Source organism: Bradyrhizobium sp. NC92 (assembly GCF_025200865.1).
GTDB lineage: Bacteria > Pseudomonadota > Alphaproteobacteria > Rhizobiales > Xanthobacteraceae > Bradyrhizobium.
Genome location: NZ_CP104171.1, coordinates 5,599,010 through 5,617,431, shown reverse-complemented (window position 1 = coordinate 5,617,431; position 18,422 = coordinate 5,599,010). Strand labels below are relative to the sequence as shown.

Sequence of the window (18,422 nt, the reverse complement as noted above, 5' to 3'; positions counted from 1 at the left end):
TGGCCGGGCGACCCAGTATTCCAGAGAAAGTTGTCATTGAACCGATAGGCCGCGGCGTACTGGATGCCCCGGTCAAGCCGGGGCATGACAGCAAAGTTGGGGCGAAACCGCGCTCCGCTTCCCGCGCGCCTACGCCGCCTCTTCCTTCAACTGCGCATCGTAGCGGCGCTGGGCGGCGAGCACGTCTTTCAGATTCTGCTCGGCCCAATCGCGTAACGGGTCCACCGCCGCCGCCAGGGTCAGGCCGAGCTGGGTGATCGAATATTCCACCGTCACCGGTACGGTCGCTATGGCACGGCGCCTGATCAGGCCGTCTCGTTCGAGCGACTTGAGAACCTGGCTCAGCATCTTCTGCGAGATGCCTTCAATCGTGCGGCGCAACTGATTGAAACGCATCGGCTCCTCGCGCAGGAGCAAGAGGATCAGCACCGCCCATTTGTCGCCGACGCGATCGAGGATCTGGCGGGTGGGGCAGTTCGCTGCGTAGACGTCGGGTTTCATCGTCGGTCCTCGGAGATCCATACCGTTGCTTGGGGTCCGCATGTCGGTTGTATGCGATCAGTTACCTCAGCGTAATCAGGTAAGCACAAAGTGCTCTCTTAACACCAGCATTCTTTGCGATATCTAGTCTCCGTTAGTTACCACAGAAGCAAAGGAGCCTTCCATGAAAATCGCAGTCGCTGGCGCCTCGGGCCGGGCGGGTTCGGAGATCACCAAGGAACTGTCCCGCCGCGGCCACGCCATCACGGCCATCGCCCGGAACCCCGAGAAGATCGCAGCCCTGCCGAACGTCACGCCGACCAAGGGGGATGTGCTCGACCAGGCGGGCCTTGCCAAGCTGTGGGCCGGTCACGACGTCGCCGTGAGTTCCGTGCACTTCCTGGCCAGTGATCCGCTCAAGCTGATCGGTGCGGCGAAGGACTCCAAGGTCGGGCGTTACCTCGTGGTGGGCGGCGCCGGCAGCCTCGAGGTTGCCCCGGGCGTGAAGCTGGTCACGACTCCCAATTTTCCAGCCCAATACAAGGCTGAAGCGGAGGCAGGATCGGCCTTCCTCGACCTGCTGCGGCAGGAAAAGGACCTGAACTGGACCTTCATCTCGCCCTCGGCGCTGTTCGTGGAGGGGGAACGCACCGGCAAGTTCCGGCTCGGGACCGATCAGCTTCTCGCAGATGCGAACGGCAAGAGCTGGATCACCTTTGCCGACTACGCCATGGCGCTTGCCGACGAGATCGAACGGCCAGCCCACCTGAAGCAGCGCTTCACGGTCGGCTATTAAGGCCCGCCGGTCGCCTCCGAGCCCTCAGGGATAAACCTTCCTGTGCAAGGGCTTGGGGGCGAGGACCGGGCGGTGAGGGAAATATTGTCTGTCACGGGAGGCCACTATATAAGGCCCGGCTCAACGGACCTCGGTCCGTCCACGAGTCGTTACTTAAGAAGATAGGCCTCCCTTGGAAAAGTTGAAAAACTACCGACCGACCGACAAAGAGCCTTTCATGAACGACCGGCAGAAGGAGTACTTCCGTGTGAAGCTCCTCGCCTGGAAGGATGAGATCCTCAAAGAGTCCAAGCTCACCCTGCAAGCCCTGCAGGAGGAGAACGTCAACCACCCCGATCTCGCCGATCGGGCCTCGTCCGAAACCGACCGTGCCATCGAACTCCGCGCCCGCGACCGCCAGCGCAAATTGATCGCCAAGATCGACGCCGCGCTCCAGCGTATCGAGGACAACACCTACGGCTATTGCGAGGAAACCGGCGAGCCGATCTCGTTGAAGCGGCTCGAGGCCCGGCCAATCGCGACGCTCTCGGTAGAAGCGCAGGAGCGCCACGAGAAACGCGAGAAGGTTTATCGCGACGAATAAGGTCCGAGCCGCAGAGATGCGGCTCTTTGTTTTTGGACGCAGGGCGCCGTTTCGCGCCGTGCTCGGCATATTGCCCGCGGCTTGCCGTCGCACCGACCATGGCGACGGTGTGATCGCGAAAAGTGAATCGCGATCAACGGGCTAGACTGGATTGCTCCGAGCTCACGTGAGTTCGGATGAGAAACAGCCTTCACTTCAGGTGCGGGAGGTTTTGCGAGTCGCATCAACGAGATCGACTCTGAAGTTGAGACGCTGATCCAGCTGCATCAAGCATCGCTGCAATCAGGCCTGCTGCGACGTCTCAAGACGTGTATCCCCATAAAGCCTGGACCAGCTCAATATTTCCTTAAACGCCGGCAACAGGCCGTAGGCCGCATCGGTCAGCTCGTACTCGACCCTCATCGGCTTCTCCGCGAAAGCAGTGCGCGACACGAGGCCGTCCTGCTCGAGCTCGCGCAGCTGCGTGGAGTCGCCGTCGCAAACGCTGGTCAGGTTTTCCATACCGGTCTCGACTTCCACTCTACTTGTCCGCCAGGCCATAGTGACCAGATGCGTGCTTGTGCAGGGGCCACCGAACCAATTTGCCGGTCCGTGCAACGAGGGGAAGCTGGTCATGAGCACTGTTCTGGTCACCGGCGGGTCGGGCTTCGTCGGTATCCATGTCGTCCTGCAACTTCTGGCCGCCGGCCACGCCGTGCGGACGACGGTGCGTCGGCCGGAGCGTCAGGCCGATGTGCTCGCCATGCTGCGCGAGGGCGGGGCGGCAGCGCCCGAGAGCGTGGCCTTCTTCAACGCCGACCTGACCCGGGACGACGGCTGGCAGGCGGCGGTCGCGGGCTGCGATTACGTTCTCCACGTGGCGTCCCCGCTGTCGACCGCGGTCCCAACGGACGAGAACGAGATGATCATCCCGGCCCGCGACGGAACGCTCCGGGTGCTCCGGGCCGCGCGCGCGGCCGGCGTCAGGAGGGTCGTCATCACCTCGTCGCTGGGCGCGATCGGTTACGGCCATCCGCCGCGTGACAAGCCGTTCGACGAGACCGAATGGACCAATCTCGCCGCTGTGGACGGCCAACCTTACGTCAAGTCCAAGACGCTGGCCGAGCGAGCGGCCTGGGATTTCGTCGCGCGCGAGGGCGATGGGCTGGAACTGTCGGTGATCAACCCCGCCGGCATTTTCGGGCCCGTGCTGGGGCCGGACTTTTCCGGCTCGATCGAGATCGTCAGGTCGCTGCTCGACGGTGCCATGCCGGCCGTGCCGCGCGTCTATTTCGGCGTGGTCGACGTCCGCGACGTCGCCGAGCTGCACCTGCGGGCGATGACCGCGCCGGAGGCGAAAGGCGAGCGCTTCATCGCGGTCTCCGGCGAGACGATGTCGATCCTCGACATCGCCCGCGTGCTGCGCCGGGAACTCGGGCCGCGGGCGCGCCGGGTTCCGCGGCTCCAGGCTCCGGACTGGCTGGTGCGGCTGGCCGCGAGCCGGATTCCGCTGCTGCGTGCGGTCGTGCCGATGCTCGGAAAGGCAGGCATTCTACCAGCGCCAAGGCCCGGTCGCTGCTCGGTTGGCAGGCGCGCTCCAACGAGGAGGCGATCCTTGCGACCGCCGAGAGCCTGATCCGGCTCGGCCTCGTCAAGAGCTGAGGGACGCCACCCGCGCTTGTCAGGCCGGAGCTGGGATGCTGAAGTGCCGCCTTGGACTGCGTAGCGTGGGAGGCGGCGCCGATGAACAAGACTCTCGAAGCCGCAAAGGCGATCGCGCTGGCGCGCCGCAACCATGCCCCACTCGCGGCGCTGGAGCGTCCCCCTGCGGATGAAGCCGAGGGCTATCAGGTCCAGCGCACCCTGCACGATCTGCTGCTGCCGCATGTCGGCCCGCTCGTCGGCTACAAGATCGGCTGCACCAGCCAGGTGATGCAGGACTATATCGGCATCCCGCACCCTTGCGGCGGCGGCGTGTTCCAGAAGGGGGTCCATGACAGCGGCGCCAAGCTCGCCGCCTCGAATTATGTCCGCGTCGGCGTCGAATGCGAGATCGCGGTGCGGCTGAAGCGGGACCTTGCCGCCGGCGAAGCGCCGTTCACGGCCGAATGGGTCGGCGAGGCGGTCGAGTCCTACCATCCCGCGATCGAGATCGTCGACGACCGCTACGTGAAATGGGAGACGATGGGCGCGCCGACCCTGATCGCCGACGATTTCTTCGCCGCCGGCTGCGTGCTGGGTCCCTCGGTCCCGCGCTCGTCGGTGCCGGACCTGAAGGCGGTCAAAGGCCGCGCCATCGTCAACGGCGAGGAGGTCAGCCACGGCACCGGCGCCGACGTGCTCGGCCATCCCCACAACGCGCTGGCCTGGCTCGCCAACCATCTCGCCGCCGAGGGCAAGGGGCTGCACGCGGCGCAGCTCGTGCTCACCGGCAGTCTGGTGAAGACGCTGTGGCTGAAGGCCGGCGACAAGGTGCGCATGGAGCTGGACGGGCTCGGCGTCGTGGAGGCGGAGTTTACGTAGTGGTCTCTCATCCCGTCATTGCGAGCGAAGCAAAGCAATCCAGAGTCTTTCCGCGGACACATTCCTGGATTGCTTCGCTTCGCTCGCAATGACGGCGTCCGGGCCACCGTGCCATCCACACCAAAATACATGCGGCCTCCGGCAGGGGAGCTACCGGAGGCCGCGTAGTACATCGTCGTTCGCGCCTAGGTCCGCGAGCACGATGTGGGAGCTCTTGAAGGGGCTTAGAAGGGCAGCAGCACGTCCATGACCTGCTGACCGTAGCGCGGCTGCTGCACGTCGGTGATCTGGCCGCGGCCGCCATAGGCAATGCGGGCCTGGGCGATCTTGGTGGAGTCGATGGTGTTGTCGCTCTGGATGTCCTCAGGACGCACGATGCCGGCGACGATCAGCTCGCGAATTTCGAAGTTGACGCGGATCTCCTGCTTGCCTTCGACGACCAAATTGCCGTTCGGCAGCACCTGGGTCACCACGGCGGCGACGTTGGTCTGCAGGGCTTCCTTGCGGTCGACGCTGCCCTTGCCCTCGCTCGACGAGGTCGAGTCCGCGGTCAGGACCCGGCCCGGCAGGATCTTGTTGGCCTGGGTGATCGTCTGGGCGCCAATGAAGTTGGTGATTCCCGAATCTTCCTTGTTGGTGCGGCTGCGCGAGGTGTCGTTCTCGATGTTGGCCTTGTCGGTGATGTTCACGGTCACGGTGAGGAGATCGCCGACCTGGCGGGCGCGCTGGTCCTTGAAGAAGGCGCGGCTGCCGTTGCGCCACAGCGAGTTCGGATTGTAGGAGGCCACCTCGGGCTTTGGCATCGGCATCTGCACCGGCTTGTAGCCGGGCTGCGTGGTCGGATTGTCGATGGCCGACAGCTTCGGCTGCTCGCCGATCTGCGACAGGCGGTCGATCGAGGAGCAGCCGCTCGCCAATGCGCAAGTCGCCAGCAGCAGGGCGGAGATCGCGATGCGACGAAGGCGGGAGGCCGAACTGAACGTGGACATGAATCTACTCTGACTTGGCTGGAGCCTGCGAGAGGCGAACTTGCGGAATCTGGGCTTGGGCGATCTCGGCCGTGGGCGTCTGGATCAGGCTCTGCGCCAGGGCCGCGGCCGCCGGCACGGCGTCACGCTTGACCGACGAGGTCTGCTCGACCGCCGGCGCCATCGGCGCCGACTGGCTGGCGCCCTGGACGGTCACCTGGCCGCGGCCGGTGACTACGCCGGTCAGCGTGCGCTTGGACTGCAGATTGAGCACGCTGACGGTGTCGCCCTCGGCGCCGCTCTCGATCGCCTTGCCGCGCGTGGTGAGATAGAGGCCGGGCACCTGGTAGATGATGGTGACGGCCTGATCGCGCACCACGAAGTCGGGTCTGACGAGGTCGGCGGCGCGGATCGGCGTACCCGCGCGCATTCCTCGGCGCAGCTGCATGCCGATGCTGCGGTCGCGCGAGGCGGGCTCGCCGGCGACCTCGGCCTTCGGCCGGCGCTCCAACGACAGGTCGGAGGATTTCAGGAGCTCGGCGCGGTCGATGTCGCGGGTCAGCACGGCCACCTCCACCGTCTCGATCGCGATGCCCGTGAAGCGCAGCTTGGTCGGCGCGGCATTGCCGTCGTTGGCGATCTCGAAGGCGATGTCGAAACGGCCGCTGCGGGCATCATAACGGGTTGCGACCGGCTGCAGCGCGCCGCTGTTGGAGGCGTCCAGCCGCATCTCGGCGACGCTGCGGTCGAACGTGATGGTGAGGTTGGCGGCGTCTCCGAGGCCGAAGCGGCGCTCGAGCGCCGCGGCGACCGCGTTTTCGATATCCTTGCTCGCGAGGGTGCGGGCGAGGCGGGTGACCTGGACCTCCTTGATGTCGCCGGTCATGACGCCGATCACCTGCTTGGCGCGCAGCACCGACAGCACCTGGCCGACCGTCAGCGTGCCGGTGGTGCCGAGATCGGGCGAGCGGTAGACCGGGATCAGCGCGGCGGATCCGGCGTTGTCGATGAGATCGCCGACCCGCACCACGTCCGAGGTCACCGTGACGCTTGCGCGCAGCGTCGGCGCGGCGATGAAATCGTCGGCGGCCGCTGCCGGCAAGGCCAGCGCGAGAAGGGTGGAGATCGTGGCGAGCGTGGCGCGGATCATCGTCATCACCTCAGCGGAACAGCGCCGTCGTCGATTGCATCATCTGGTCGGCGGCGCTGATCACTTTGGCGTTCATCTCGTAAGCGCGCTGGGCGGCGATCAGGTCGCTCATCTCCGAGACGACGTCGACATTGGCCTGCTCGAGGCTGCCTTGCGTGATCTTGCCGTAGCCCTCGGAGTTCGCGGTGCCGTCCTGCGGCGCGCCGGACGAGGGCGTCTCGGTGAACTGGTTGTTGCCGACCGGCTGCAGGCCCGCCTTGTTGATGAAGCGGGTGATGCCGATCTGGCCGACGATCGAGGAGGTCGACGAACCTGGCAGCGTCACCGAGACCTGGCCCTGCTCGCTCACGCTGATGCCCGAGGCATTGTTCGGGATGGTGATGGTGGGCTGCACCGGGTTGCCCTGCGCGGTGACGACGCGGCCCTGATTGTCCATCTGGAAGGTGCCGTCGCGGGTGTACTGGAAGGTGCCGTCGGGCATCAGGATCTTGAAGAAGCCCTCGCCCGAGACGGCGAGATCGAGGTCGTTGCCGGTCTGCGACAGCGTGCCCTGCGTCATGCTGCGCGGGGTGCCGACGGTCTTGACGCCGCCGCCGATGTCGACGCCGACCGGCAGGATGGTGCCCTGGTCCGACGATTGGGCGCCGACGCGGCGGACGTGCTCGTAGATCAGGTCCTGGAATGCCGCCGTCTGCTTCTTGAAGCCGGTGGTGCGCAGGTTGGCGATGTTGTTGGAGATCACCTGAACGTTGAGTTCCTGTGCCGCCATTCCGGTCGCTGCGGTGTGAAGCGCCTGCATCTCAGTTCTCCTTCAATCAGGCCGGAACGTCGGCGAGCTTGTCGATCGCCGACTTGTGGAGGTCGCTCTGCTGCTGCAGCAGGTTGGCGATCGCGGTGTAGCTGCGCATCACCTCGACCATGCGGGTCATCTCGCCGACCGCGTTCACGTTCGACTTCTCGATGTAACCCTGCTGCAGGGTGGACTTGGCGTCGGCCTGCTGGTTTGCCGAGCCGGCGGCATAGAGATTGGCGCCGAGCTTGGTCAGCCTGGCCGGATCGTCGAACGACACCATGCGGATCTTGCCGCGGATCGAGTCGGTCTTGGCCGTACCCTCGAGCACCGTGACGGTGCCGTCGGGCGCGACGTTGATGTCGTGGTCGGTCGGCTGGAAGGTGATCGGGCCGGCATTGCCGAGCACGAGATTGCCGTCGGCGGTGACGAGCTGGCCGGTGCTGTTGAGCGAGAACTTGCCGTCGCGGGTATAGAGCTCGCCGCCATTGGCCTGCACCGCGAAATAGGCTCCGCCGTTGATCGCGACGTCGAGCGGATTGTTGGTGGCCTCCATCGGCCCCTGGCCGATGTCGCGGAAGGTGCCGCGGTCCTGGACATAGGAGACCCGGCGGTCGCGACCGATGAAATTGTCCTCACGCGCGTTCGAGTTCAGATACTCCTCGAACAGCGAATGGTCGGCCTTGAAGCCGTTGGTGTTGGCATTGGCGACGTTGTTGGCGATGACATCCATCTGCCGCTCCAACGTCATCTGCCGTGACAAGCCGATCAGAAGCGCGTTCTGCATCGGAAATCTCCCCTGAGCGGATCTGCCATTTCGCTCTCCCAAGCGCCTTGGCGGACCCCGTGACCGAGACCGTCGGTTCTCCCAAACCGTGTGGTCTCGGCCCTTCCTCAGCGAAAGCCGTGCCAACCAAAAAAGGCAAGTGTTCTCAATATCTTGCCGATTTTTGAGGGGCGCGAACGGGCGGCAGAAAGGTTCTGTTAGCCATGTTTGCCCGGCAGATTTTTCCTAGCAAAGGCCCAATCGAAAGATTCCGTTAACCATTATTACCGTAGCGTTTGCGCATCAGAGGAGCGCATTGCGCTGGGGCATTCGTATCGCGTCATTGTCTGCCAGGAGGCTTCGCTCTTTCGACCCCTTTGAGAGATGAACGGGCGCGGCGACCATGGCAGAGAATGACGAAGGCGGCGCAGCCGCTGATGGCGCGGAAGCCGCCCCGCCGAAGAACAAGCTCAAGCTCATCATCATGGTCGTCGGCGCGCTCGCCGTCCTCGGCGGCGGCGCCGCGACCTGGTTCTTCTTCTTCCGTCATGGCGGCGACGAGCATCATGCCGAGGCCGCGCCGCCGCCGAAGCCGCCGGCCTTCGTCGACGTCCCCGACATGATGGTCAACCTTGCCGGCGCGCCGGGCGAGCGCGTGCAATATCTGCGGCTGAAGATCGTGCTGGAGCTGAAGGAAGAGAAGCAGATCGAGGCGATCAAGCCGACGATGCCGCGTGTCACCGACATCTTCCAGACCTATGTGCGCGAGCTGCGCCCGTCCGACCTCAACGGTTCGGCCGGCATCTTCCGCCTCAAGGAGGAGCTGACCAAGCGCGTCAACGCGGCGGTCGCCCCGGTCCAGGTCAGCGCGGTGCTGTTCAAGGAAGTCGTGGTCCAGTGAGCATGACGGACTAGGGATCATGGCGGGCAACGACCAAGTCGACCAGGATGCAATTGCCGCCCAGTGGGAGGCCTCGCTCGATAGCGAGGATCCCGCCGAGGCGGCAAAGGCTGCCGCAGAGAACGAATTATCCGAGACCATGGCCCTGCAATGGGCGGCCATGGTCGAGGACGGCAGCCGCGATCTCGGCAGCGGCAAGAATTCCGGCGAGCGTGTGCTGTCGCAGGAGGAGATCGACAATCTCCTCGGCTTCACCGTCGGCGACGTCACGCTCGACGACCATTCCGGCATTCGCGCGATCATCGATTCGGCGATGGTCTCCTACGAGCGCCTGCCGATGCTCGAAATCGTCTTCGACCGCCTGGTGCGGTTGATGACGACGTCGTTGCGCAATTTCACCTCCGACAACGTCGAAGTCTCGCTCGACCGCATCACCTCGGTGCGCTTCGGCGACTACATGAACTCGATCCCGCTGCCCGCCGTCCTCACCGTGTTCAAGGCCGAGGAGTGGGAGAACTTTGGCATGGCGACGGTCGATTCCAACCTGATCTATTCGATGATCGACGTGCTGCTCGGTGGCCGACGCGGCACCAGCCAGCTGCGCATCGAGGGCCGGCCCTACACCACGATCGAGACCGAGCTGGTCAAGCGGCTGGTCGAGGTGGTGCTGGCCGACGCCGAGCAGGCGTTCCGGCCGTTGTCGCCGGTGACCTTCACGATCGACCGGCTCGAGACCAATCCACGTTTCGCCGCGATCAGCCGTCCCGCCAACGCCGCGATCCTGGTGCGCCTGCGCATCGACATGGAAGACCGCGGCGGCAACGTCGAGCTGCTGCTGCCCTACGCGACCATCGAGCCGATCCGGGGCGTCCTGCTCCAGATGTTCATGGGCGAAAAGTTCGGCCGCGACCCGGTCTGGGAGGGCCATTTCGCCACCGAGATCGTGCAGGCCGAGATCGCGGTCGACGCCGTGCTCTACGAGGCCGACATTCCGCTCAAGCAACTCATGCGGCTCAAGGTCGGCGACACGCTGCCGCTGGACATGCGCGCCGACGCCAACGTCACCGTGCGCTGCGGCGACGTCACGCTGACCGAGGGGCGGATGGGCCGGGTCGGCGACCGTGTCGCGATCCGTGTGACGAAACCCTTGCGCAAGCCAAGTACGACACTTGCGATGTTCGAGAAGGTTGACGAGCAGAACAAGATGATGGAGGCCCCATGAACCACTCCCTGGGAATGGCGATCGAGACGCTGGTGGCTATCCTGCTGATGCTGACGATCGTCTACTGCGTCATGCTCAACAAGCGCCTGACGCGGCTGAAGGCGGACGAGCATTCGCTGAAGGCCGTCATCGGCGAGCTGATCACCGCGACCGAGATCGCCGAGCGCGCGATCGGCGGGCTGAAGCTCGCCGTGCGCGACGTCAACGAGAACCTCGGCAGCCAGCTCGCCGCCGCGACGCAGATGTCGGACCAGCTCTACAAGCAGCTCGGCGAGGCCGACAACGTGGTGCGGCGCCTGTCCAAGATCGCGATCGCGGCGCGTCCCGTCACCAATCCGGAGACGGTCGCCGCGCCCGCGGCCAAGCCGTCGACCGCGAAGGCGGTGGCGGCCGCCGCCGAAGCCTTCTCCGAGCGCCGACGATCCAACGGCCTTGCCGCATGAAGCCTGGGTATGAAGTCCTTTCGTAACATCCGCGTCATTCCGGTCGTCCTCGTCGCCGTCGCAGGCCTCGCCACGCTGAAGGTGGTGGGCCTCGCGATCAACGGCGGCTATGTCTTCGACTACAAGCCGAACCAGACCAAGAAATCCTGGGCGCAGGAGAACCTGAATTTCCCCGGCCGCGAGGAGCCGGAAATCATCACCGGCTCGACCCATGGCGCGCCGAAGGAGGCGCCGAAGCCCGCCGCGCCCGAGACCAAGCCCGAGGGCACCGTGGTCAAGGTTGAGGAGGGCCAGCCGCAGGTCTCGGCCTCCGAGCGTGCGATCCTGGAACGGTTGCAGGCGCGGCGGCAGGAGATCGAGGCCCGCCAGCGCGAGATCGATATCCGCGAAAGCCTGCTCAAGTCGGCCGAGAAGCGCATCGAGGGCAAGGTCGAGGAGATGAAGGCGGTGGAAACCCGCATCTCCGCGACGCAGGCCGAGCAGAAGGCCGCCGAAGCCCAGCGCATGAAGGGCCTCGTGACCATGTATGAGGGCATGAAGCCGAAGGATGCCGCGCGGGTGTTCGACCGGCTCGAAATGGGCGTGCTGATCGAGATCGCCTCGGCCATCGCGCCGCGCAAGATGTCGGACATCCTGGGGCTGATGTCGTCCGAGGCCGCCGAGCGCCTGACCGTCGAGATGGCCCGCCGCGCCAATGGCGGCGGCGACCAGTCCGCCTCGGCGGGCGAATTGCCCAAGATCGACGGCAAGCCGACGCAAAAGCCGAACTGAGGGCTCGAGGCGAAGCGCGCTTTCGATTCGCGCGTTGTCGCGCGGTCGTTCGACTGGAGCCCAGCGAGACGCCTCGTGCGCTTAATTCGCGAAGGCCTGTTGCGCCCTGCGAACAGGCGGGCGCAACTGCTGCTCCACCCGAGCGAGGATATTGACCTGCTGCCTGATCAGCGCCCCCTTCGAGACGCGGGTCACGAGCTGCAGGGTGCTGTGGCAACAGGCGCACTCATATGTCTTCAGGGCATATCCTCTGGCGATCGGGACGATCGCGACGACCGCTCTTGCCCTGCTACACACAATGCAACCGGCTTCTCCGCTCATTGATTACCCCCAGAGCTAACCAATGCGATTTGCATCGCCGAGAGTCACATCTGATTCAGAGTCGCGCGCCAACCGCAACGAGCCGAAGGTTGTGAGTGCGCGCGCTCGGCAACTCGTCAAGGTGGAAATCAGAATCCCGTGGCGGATGCAGCCGGAGCAGGCGGCATCCTCTGGGACTGCGATGAGTTGACGCGCGCAGGTGTGAAGTGGCGTACAGTGGCGCTCAAGGCGCCGTCCTACGCTTCGGCCATTCGCAGTCGGCAGCGCAGGAGGAGGCGATGAACTACTCGTCCGCAGCAGAACGCGTCATCGAGGCCGTCAACCGCCTGCTCACAGCGGCGATGACATCCGCATGGACATCCGCGCTGAGCCATCAGCATGCGGCGCCGCCGGATGGCGAGGCCGGCAGCGACGATGAATCTTCTCTCGGCGAAGAGAGCGCCTCGGCGCCCGATGGCGCCGGGAACCAGCACTGAAGACGCCATTGGCCCGGCGGCGTCACACGATCAAATCGTGCAAGCCGTGGCCGTGAGCTGCAACTGGCCCATGAGGCGGATCAACATCGGGCGGAGATAGTTCAGGCGTGAACGCCAGTTCGGACCCGGGGCCTCCTCCGGCCTGGTCGTGATGACCGGCAAGGTCTATGAGATGATCCGGCACCACGCTGTGCTGTGAGCCCTGCGAAGCGTTATCCTTGAAATGGAATGAGTCGCCGAGCTGCTGCGTCTCGCTTGCAGGCGGGTGGCCGTTGCCTCCGGTCGATGACTTCGAAAGGCCTGGGTTGAGCGCCATGTCTGCAGTTTCATTGCTGCTACGACCGTGGGCATGAGCTGCCTGCTCGGCGCTTCCCGGGGGAGAGACGCCGTGATGTCCAGCATCGCTCCCGAGCGCAAGCCCGCGGCCGGCGTGCTGTTCGGCGGCAAGATGACCAAAGTTCAGCGCGTCGATGGCAATGTCAGCCATCTGGCCACCCCCAATCGCGCCATTCTTGCCAGCCGCCGAGGCTGTGTCGAAGCCCGTGAAGTGGAAGACGAAGCTGGCTTCCGTCGGTGCGGCGACGGACTGCAACGTCGTAGACGGTCCGCTGGCGGAAGGAGCTACCGCATCAATGTGGGACGTTTCAGTCGCGGCCGTTTGCATCGGATCCGAGCTGGAGATGCTGGAATAGTCAGTTCCTCCGATCTGGTCCGAAGTTGAATCCAGGCTGTAGGTCGGCTCGCTTGACTGGATTGCCGGGCTCCCGTCTGCGAGAAGCGTGGCGTCGCCGCTTCCGGAAGCGGACGAGATCTCGGCAGTGGTCGTCATGACCGCGGGCGCATCACTCTGCAGGGGGGCGGTGAGGTCGGAGAGCTCGCTGGCCGCCGCGATCACGGGTGCGGCCCCCGGCGCCAGGATGAAGTCCGAGGCGTCGACGGTTGCAATCCCCTGCAAATGGATTTCGAGCAGACTGGAATCGCCGATGTGCAGGGTCTGGTCCGTTGGATTGACGTACACGATGGTTTCATTCGCCGCGCTGTCATAGATCCAGGCGATCGTACGTGCGGGCACCGCCGTGCTGGTCGAGCTCAACGCCAGGATGGCGAAGCCAAGTGCGCCAAAGGCGGTCAGGTCGATCTTGTCCGATCCCGACGCGAAGTCGGTGATGGTGTCGAACTGACGCGTGTTGGAATCGGCGACGAACAAATATGCGAAACGGTCGTTCCCATTGCTGCCGGTGAGTTGGTCCGCACCAAATCCGCCGGTTATGGTATCGGCGCCGTTGTTGCCGTTGATCGTGTCGTTTCCCGAGCCGCCGTAGATAAAGTCATCGCCGTCATTGCCCTTGATCGTGTCATTGCCGGAGCCGCTGTAGAGAACGTCCGCTTTGCCGGTCCCGTTGACCGTATCGCTGCCGGCCCCCGCATAGATGACCTGACCTGTGCTGCCGCCGCCGGCAATGGTTTCGCTCCCCGGCGTTCCGAACACGTTCGGGGGATCGCTTATCACGATGGAGCCGGTGGCCAGGTTGTCAAAATCGTTGGGGTCCGCATCGCTGGCGCCATGAATGGCGACGGTCACCGTCTGCGTCGTACCGTCGATCGCAGTGACCGTGAATGTGTCGGTCAAGGTGTCGCCGACATCGAGAGCCTGAACCACGCCGTTGTTGTTGTCGAGCGAGTAAGTCCACACGCCGGCTGCGGTCATCGTGAAGGTGCCGTATCCGTCGTCGCTCGCGGTCGGCGAAGAGACTGCGGTGAACGTATTCGGCGCGTTGTCGACGTCTGTATCGGTCAGCGTGCCGGTCGCAATGGGTGCGCCGGGCGAGAAGGTTCCTGCCTCGGTCACCGAGCCGGTCGTGGTGCCGGAAATCAGGGCTGCGTCGTTGCTGCCGAAAATGGTGATCGTCACCGTCTGCGGCGTGCCGTCGAGGCTGGTGACGGTGAAACTGTCGGTGAGTGTATCGCCGACATTGAGCGCCTGCACCGCGCCGCTCGCATTGTCGAGTGTGTAGGTCCACGCGCCGGCCGCGGTGATCGTATAGGCACCATAACCGCCCGAGCTCGCCTTGGGCGAGCTCACTGCCGTGAAGGTATTGGACGCATTGTCGACGTCGGCGGCAACGAGCGTGCCCGTTGCGCTCGGCGCGCCGGGTGTGGAGTTGGCAACGCCTCCGGCCTCGGTCACCGATCCGGCGGCTGTGCCGGAAATCACGGCAGCATCGTTGCTGCCGTGGATGGTAATCGTCACCACTTGGGCGGTTCCGTCCAGAGTGGTCACCGTAAAGCTGTCGGTTAGTGTCTCACCGGCATTGAGCGCCTGCACCGCGCTGTTGGCGTTGTCGAGCGTGTAGGTCCAGACGCCCGCTGCCGTGATGGTGAACGTGCCGTAGCCGGCCGCGCTCGCGGTTGGCGAGCCGACTGCCGTGAATGCATTTGCGGTCGTGTCGACGTCGGTGTCGATGAGCGTGCCGGTCGCGGCAGGCGTACCGGGATTCGCATTGGCGATGCCGCCAGCCTCGATGACGGCGCCGGTCGTGTCGCCGGAGATGACCGCTGCATCATTGGCTCCGTGGATGGTGATCGTCACCACCTGAGGGGTGCCTCCGATCGTGGTCACCGTGAAGCTGTCGGTTAGCGTTTCGCCGGCATTGAGCCTCTGCACAGCCGGGGAGGCGTCGTTCAAGGTGTAGGTCCACACGCCGGAGGCCGTCATGGTGAAGGTGCCGTAGCCGCCGGCGCTCGCTTTTGGGGAGCTCACTGCGGTGAAGGTATTGGGCGGATCGTCGACGTCCGTGTCCGTGAGGGTGCCGGTCGCAACCGGCATGCCAGGCGTTCCGTTGGCGATGCCGCCAGCCTCGATCGTAGACCCTGTCGTGGTGCCGGAGATGATTGCGGCGTCGTTGACACCGTTGATGGCGATGGTGAAGGTCTGGCTGATAGAGGTAACTCCGTTGGAGGCGGTGATAACGAAGTCGTCTGTCGTGGGCGCCTTCAGCGCGTTGATTGCGGCATCGTCAGGCTCGAACCTGTAGGCGCCGCTCGTGCTGTTGACGTAGAGCACCCCATAGGGGCTCGCCTTCGACAAATCGTATGTCACTCCGCCGAGGACCGTATTGGTGGAAATCGCCCCGACGACGCCAAAGCTCAGCTGGCCGCCGCCGGTGCCGCTGTTGGCACTGAAGGTTCCTGTCGTCGCAGCGAAAGTATCGAAGACCACCGTGTCGAGCTCAATTGGCCCAGCCCCGGTGCTGAGACTCGGTGGTACAGGTTCAAGAGGCGCCAGGGTGATGAACGGCAGCGCACTCGGCGTAAGCTGCAGCGCAGGCGCATCCGGCTGAATGAAATTGATCGGCTGCAGTGACTGGGATTTGACGAAGGGAGGCGTGCTTGAGCCATGCGGCCCCTGTCCTCCGAGATTGGCGAGCACGTCCTGTTGCGCGGCGTGCAATTCGTCCATGCGAGCGGACGTGTTCGTGACCTGATTGACACTGATGCTGGAGCCCACCTTCTTGAGTATGATCGTCTCGCCCGGATCTTCGACGATGATACGCCGTGGGATCGGCTCCTTGGTCACGAGCTCGAATGCGCCATGCGCAAGGTCCTTGTAAGTGATGGAGTCCTCGTCCAGGAGCGTGACGTCCGGGTCAGCGGCTTCGGCATTTCGTCCGAGCGAGAAAGTCAATGCTGCAAGCGTCAGCATTCCCGAGCCGCCCGCGTGCCCTCGGGCGCGAATGCCTGCAACCGACGTGTTCAGCTGGAGAGGCCGGGTCTCTGCCACCCGGCCTGGTGCGGAAGTGAAGCTCCCTCGGGTCTCGTCGAACAGGGCTGCAGGTAGCTCGCCTTCGAACACGAATTCGCTCAGCGAGACGCGAGTGCCGCGGGAGATATTGAAGGAAGTACCGTCGATGAAGCGAACCGTGATCTGTCCGTCGGCATCGGTCTCGATCACGTCAGTCCGGTAGACAGGCGCGCCAGCTACGGCCTGCGTGCTGATGCCACTGGCTCGCGTGAGCGTACCGCAACCGATCACTGTCTGAATATGGCCGATGATTTGGACGGGCAAGGCCATTGCAGGCCCGGTACCAACCTGGATGTCGGATGCTGACATGGCTCGACCTCGCCTGGGTGATCGATTCAGGCTCGGCGTGCTGCCACGGTCATTTTGGGGCGGCCCTCGCCAAGGGACAAATATCCTGGGCGCTGGCAGCCGAAGGCTTGCCCGCCGAATTCATCAAGTCTGCTATCGAGAGATGCATTGCGCGGCGACGGTGACGCGTACCGCCATTCGCGCACCCCTCCCGCCAAAGTGATTAAATTGACAAACGAGACGTATTTAATTTGTGGCATTTTCCTAGCGCGGCGATAAAGTAGGCCGGTTAACAAAATTAAACAAGAATTATGTTCGTTGTGATTGCGCTTCGAGGTTCGAAAATGAGCCGCCGACAGCGACAGGATCTCTCGAGAAAGGGGGGATCATGTGTAGACTTAAAATAACTGCTATGGCGGCGGGCCTGGTCTTGGCGCTGTTAAATTTCTTGCCGAGTGCGGCTCGAGCACAAATCGATCCCGCCGGGCCCGCCGTCGCCAGTTCGTCGTCCAAACCGATTGGGAAGGTGGTGGCGGCCACAGGCACCGTCACGATCGAACACGCGGGCGCAGTGATCGTTCAGGCAAATGTCTCAGGTGAGCCCGGTCGCGCCAAGACGGGTGATCTCGTCTATCTCGGTGACGTGGTGCTGACCGGGGCCGACAGCCGAGTCGGAATAAACTTCAACGACGGCAGCTCGTTCAATCTATCGAGCAACGCCCGTATTGTGCTGGATCAGTATGTGTATGAGCCGGCCGGCAGGTCCAATGCGGCCCTGTTCAGTCTCGCCAAGGGAACGTTCACTTTCGTTGCGGGCAATGTTGCGAAGACCGGCGACATGAAGGTCGATACGCCCGTTGCCACGTTGGGAATCCGAGGTACGACGCCGCACATCGAGCTTTCGGAGGACGGGTCAGCCAAATTTTCGACGCTGATCGAAGAGGGCAAAAGCAAGCGCCTGAAGAAGCCGCCCGCAGGCGCGGCGCCGGAGCCCGATCGAAGCGCCAATCGCAGGCTCAATATCTGTCGGGGGTGCTGAGACGTTGCTTGGCCGAAGCCGTCCTGATGCCGGCCAGAGTCGGCTCGGCAGAGAGACAAGATGAGTGCTTCGGTCGCCTGGGGATTTGACGCCTGGTGTGAAAATGACCGCACGACCCAGTGCCATCAGGGCAGTGATGCTCATTCTCATCGTTGGACTGGCCGGTTCGTCGGGCTTGGCGCAGACGCCGAAGAAGGGCAGCTCACTCAAGAACATCGAACTGTGTAACGGGTCGGATCGCCTCTCGCCCGAAGCTCGGATCGATGCCTGCACGGCGTTTATCGATGCGGGCGAGGGGAGCGCAAACGGCTTCGCCGTCGCCCACAACAACAGGGGCAATGCCCGTAGCGCCAAAGCCGACTACGGCGGCGCGATCAAGGATTTCCTTGAAGCGACCCGGCTCAACCCGAATTATGCGAAAGCCTTCAACAACCTCGGCGTGGCCTATCTGAGGACCGGCTCGCACGACCTCGCTCTTGGCGCTTTTCAGGAGGCGCTGAAGCTCAACCCCGACTATGCCACGGCTTTTGCCAACCGTGCGGCAGCGTACTTGAAGAGGAATGCGTACGACCGTGCCGCGCAGGACTATGACGAAGCAATTCGCCTTGACCCGAAGCTGGAGGCGGCGTGGAGCGGACGCTGCTGGGCCCGAGCCGTCCTCGGCGCCTTGCAGGCTGCGATGGAGGACTGCGACATGGTGCTTCGATCGGGAACGGGCAACGCCGCGACATACGATTCGCGAGCCCTGATAAATCTGAAAATGGGACAACTCTCCGCGGCCATCGACGACTACAATGCAGCGCTGCGGTACGCGCCCAAGCTGGCGAGCGCGCTGTACGGTCGCGGGCTAGCCAGATTCAAGCTCGGCGACACAGAGGGCGGCAATAGCGATATCTCGGCGGCCAGGAGAATCGAGGATGGAATCGCCGAAGACTTTGTCCGCTATGGGGTGCCGTCAAGCGACTGACGACCGCGACGGCACTGTCGTGCAGCCGTTAACAACTGCTTAACCGCCTGCGTCTCAAATTCAAACTGGCGGATCGGGCCCCGCTCGACCCGGCGGCGTGCTGTTCCCAGCGCAAATCAAGAGATAGCATTAACAAGTCCTTAATTGGCGAGACCTA

At 64.0% G+C, this 18,422-nt stretch carries 16 protein-coding genes and 2 pseudogenes; 11 read left to right on the top strand and 7 right to left on the bottom strand.

All coding sequences use genetic code 11. The features are described from left to right. Positions 1-129 precede the first annotated feature (129 nt). Complete coding sequence (locus N2602_RS26645; RefSeq protein WP_025037390.1) at positions 130-501, bottom strand: helix-turn-helix domain-containing protein; 372 nt, start codon at positions 499-501, stop codon at positions 130-132. 163 nt (positions 502-664) lie between these two features. Here N2602_RS26645 and N2602_RS26640 point away from each other — a divergent pair, with 163 nt between their 5' ends. Beyond that, a complete protein-coding gene (locus N2602_RS26640; protein ID WP_260379925.1) occupies positions 665-1,276 on the top strand; it encodes an NAD(P)-dependent oxidoreductase in 612 nt (203 codons plus the stop codon). Between the two features lie 217 nt (positions 1,277-1,493). Then, on the top strand, positions 1,494-1,859 hold the full coding sequence (gene dksA / locus N2602_RS26635) for an RNA polymerase-binding protein DksA (RefSeq protein ID WP_246571501.1): 366 nt from the start codon (positions 1,494-1,496) through the stop codon (positions 1,857-1,859). Between the two features lie 282 nt (positions 1,860-2,141). On the opposite strand, the pseudogene N2602_RS26630 reads toward dksA, so the two are convergent. Further along, positions 2,142-2,327: pseudogene (locus N2602_RS26630) on the bottom strand (winged helix-turn-helix transcriptional regulator); the annotation flags it as partial. Positions 2,328-2,472: 145 nt separating this feature from the next. Between N2602_RS26630 and N2602_RS26625 the strand changes: the two are divergent. Both N2602_RS26625 and N2602_RS26620 read left to right on the top strand, forming a co-directional pair. Beyond that, positions 2,473-3,500: pseudogene (locus N2602_RS26625) on the top strand (SDR family oxidoreductase). An 81-nt stretch (positions 3,501-3,581) separates the two neighbouring features. Continuing rightward, positions 3,582-4,361, top strand: coding sequence for a 2-keto-4-pentenoate hydratase (locus N2602_RS26620; protein ID WP_172782871.1), 780 nt, complete (start codon positions 3,582-3,584; stop codon positions 4,359-4,361). 224 nt (positions 4,362-4,585) lie between these two features. On the opposite strand, the gene flgH is transcribed toward N2602_RS26620, so the two are convergent. The 4 genes from flgH to flgF are packed head-to-tail and all read right to left on the bottom strand — an operon-like array spanning position 4,586 to position 8,056. Then, entirely contained in the window at positions 4,586-5,350 is a 765-nt protein-coding gene (gene flgH / locus N2602_RS26615; protein WP_172782872.1) for a flagellar basal body L-ring protein FlgH, read from the bottom strand. Positions 5,351-5,354: 4 nt separating this feature from the next. Next, positions 5,355-6,479 carry a flagellar basal body P-ring formation chaperone FlgA gene (gene flgA, locus N2602_RS26610; RefSeq protein WP_260379923.1) on the bottom strand — a complete coding sequence of 375 codons (1,125 nt, stop codon included), beginning with the start codon at positions 6,477-6,479 and terminating at the stop codon, positions 5,355-5,357. Positions 6,480-6,489: 10 nt separating this feature from the next. Beyond that, positions 6,490-7,278, bottom strand: coding sequence for a flagellar basal-body rod protein FlgG (flgG, locus tag N2602_RS26605; RefSeq protein WP_172782874.1), 789 nt, complete (start codon positions 7,276-7,278; stop codon positions 6,490-6,492). A 16-nt stretch (positions 7,279-7,294) separates the two neighbouring features. Further along, the gene (gene flgF / locus N2602_RS26600) at positions 7,295-8,056 is read right to left on the bottom strand and encodes a flagellar basal-body rod protein FlgF (RefSeq protein ID WP_172782875.1); all 762 of its coding nucleotides are present in this window, start codon (positions 8,054-8,056) and stop codon (positions 7,295-7,297) included. A gap of 382 nt (positions 8,057-8,438) precedes the next feature. On the opposite strand from flgF, the gene fliL reads away from it, so the two are divergent. The 5 genes from fliL to N2602_RS26575 all read left to right on the top strand — a co-directional run bounded on the left by fliL (position 8,439) and on the right by N2602_RS26575 (position 12,169). Then, complete coding sequence (fliL, locus tag N2602_RS26595) at positions 8,439-8,936, top strand: flagellar basal body-associated protein FliL (RefSeq protein WP_172782876.1); 498 nt, start codon at positions 8,439-8,441, stop codon at positions 8,934-8,936. A 19-nt stretch (positions 8,937-8,955) separates the two neighbouring features. Beyond that, positions 8,956-10,158, top strand: a complete 1,203-nt coding sequence (fliM, locus tag N2602_RS26590) for a flagellar motor switch protein FliM (protein ID WP_172782877.1) — start codon at positions 8,956-8,958, stop codon at positions 10,156-10,158. Further along, complete coding sequence (locus N2602_RS26585; protein WP_172782878.1) at positions 10,155-10,601, top strand: DUF6468 domain-containing protein; 447 nt, start codon at positions 10,155-10,157, stop codon at positions 10,599-10,601. Before fliM ends, N2602_RS26585 begins: the two co-directional genes overlap by 4 nt. Before the next feature lie 9 nt (positions 10,602-10,610). After that, positions 10,611-11,372: a MotE family protein gene (locus N2602_RS26580; protein WP_172782879.1), complete on the top strand. Its 762-nt coding sequence runs from the start codon at positions 10,611-10,613 to the stop codon at positions 11,370-11,372. A 599-nt stretch (positions 11,373-11,971) separates the two neighbouring features. Next, positions 11,972-12,169, top strand: coding sequence for a hypothetical protein (locus tag N2602_RS26575; protein WP_172782880.1), 198 nt, complete (start codon positions 11,972-11,974; stop codon positions 12,167-12,169). Between the two features lie 22 nt (positions 12,170-12,191). Here the strand turns inward: N2602_RS26575 and N2602_RS26570 are convergent, their stop codons facing one another. Beyond that, positions 12,192-16,280 (bottom strand): VCBS domain-containing protein, encoded by a 4,089-nt coding sequence (locus N2602_RS26570; protein WP_260379922.1) that lies wholly within the window; start codon positions 16,278-16,280, stop codon positions 12,192-12,194. Between the two features lie 391 nt (positions 16,281-16,671). Here N2602_RS26570 and N2602_RS26565 point away from each other — a divergent pair, with 391 nt between their 5' ends. Then, positions 16,672-17,298 (top strand): FecR domain-containing protein, encoded by a 627-nt coding sequence (locus tag N2602_RS26565; protein WP_260379921.1) that lies wholly within the window; start codon positions 16,672-16,674, stop codon positions 17,296-17,298. 136 nt (positions 17,299-17,434) lie between these two features. Beyond that, on the top strand, positions 17,435-18,265 hold the full coding sequence (locus tag N2602_RS26560; protein WP_260379920.1) for a tetratricopeptide repeat protein: 831 nt from the start codon (positions 17,435-17,437) through the stop codon (positions 18,263-18,265). Positions 18,266-18,422 lie beyond the last annotated feature (157 nt).

What these genes read in the sequence shown, in the direction of transcription:
- flgG (WP_172782874.1), bottom strand. Translation starts at nt 7,278, where the DNA reads ATGCAGGCGCTTCACACCGCAGCGACCGGAATGGCGGCACAGGAACTC.
- N2602_RS26645 (WP_025037390.1), bottom strand. Translation starts at nt 501, where the DNA reads ATGAAACCCGACGTCTACGCAGCGAACTGCCCCACCCGCCAGATCCTC.
- N2602_RS26585 (WP_172782878.1), top strand. Translation starts at nt 10,155, where the DNA reads ATGAACCACTCCCTGGGAATGGCGATCGAGACGCTGGTGGCTATCCTG.
- fliM (WP_172782877.1), top strand. Translation starts at nt 8,956, where the DNA reads ATGGCGGGCAACGACCAAGTCGACCAGGATGCAATTGCCGCCCAGTGG.
- N2602_RS26560 (WP_260379920.1), top strand. Translation starts at nt 17,435, where the DNA reads ATGCTCATTCTCATCGTTGGACTGGCCGGTTCGTCGGGCTTGGCGCAG.
- dksA (WP_246571501.1), top strand. Translation starts at nt 1,494, where the DNA reads ATGAACGACCGGCAGAAGGAGTACTTCCGTGTGAAGCTCCTCGCCTGG.
- flgF (WP_172782875.1), bottom strand. Translation starts at nt 8,056, where the DNA reads ATGCAGAACGCGCTTCTGATCGGCTTGTCACGGCAGATGACGTTGGAG.
- N2602_RS26620 (WP_172782871.1), top strand. Translation starts at nt 3,582, where the DNA reads ATGAACAAGACTCTCGAAGCCGCAAAGGCGATCGCGCTGGCGCGCCGC.
- N2602_RS26575 (WP_172782880.1), top strand. Translation starts at nt 11,972, where the DNA reads ATGAACTACTCGTCCGCAGCAGAACGCGTCATCGAGGCCGTCAACCGC.
- N2602_RS26565 (WP_260379921.1), top strand. Translation starts at nt 16,672, where the DNA reads ATGGCGGCGGGCCTGGTCTTGGCGCTGTTAAATTTCTTGCCGAGTGCG.
- N2602_RS26570 (WP_260379922.1), bottom strand. Translation starts at nt 16,280, where the DNA reads ATGTCAGCATCCGACATCCAGGTTGGTACCGGGCCTGCAATGGCCTTG.
- N2602_RS26640 (WP_260379925.1), top strand. Translation starts at nt 665, where the DNA reads ATGAAAATCGCAGTCGCTGGCGCCTCGGGCCGGGCGGGTTCGGAGATC.
- flgA (WP_260379923.1), bottom strand. Translation starts at nt 6,479, where the DNA reads ATGATCCGCGCCACGCTCGCCACGATCTCCACCCTTCTCGCGCTGGCC.
- N2602_RS26580 (WP_172782879.1), top strand. Translation starts at nt 10,611, where the DNA reads ATGAAGTCCTTTCGTAACATCCGCGTCATTCCGGTCGTCCTCGTCGCC.
- flgH (WP_172782872.1), bottom strand. Translation starts at nt 5,350, where the DNA reads ATGTCCACGTTCAGTTCGGCCTCCCGCCTTCGTCGCATCGCGATCTCC.
- fliL (WP_172782876.1), top strand. Translation starts at nt 8,439, where the DNA reads ATGGCAGAGAATGACGAAGGCGGCGCAGCCGCTGATGGCGCGGAAGCC.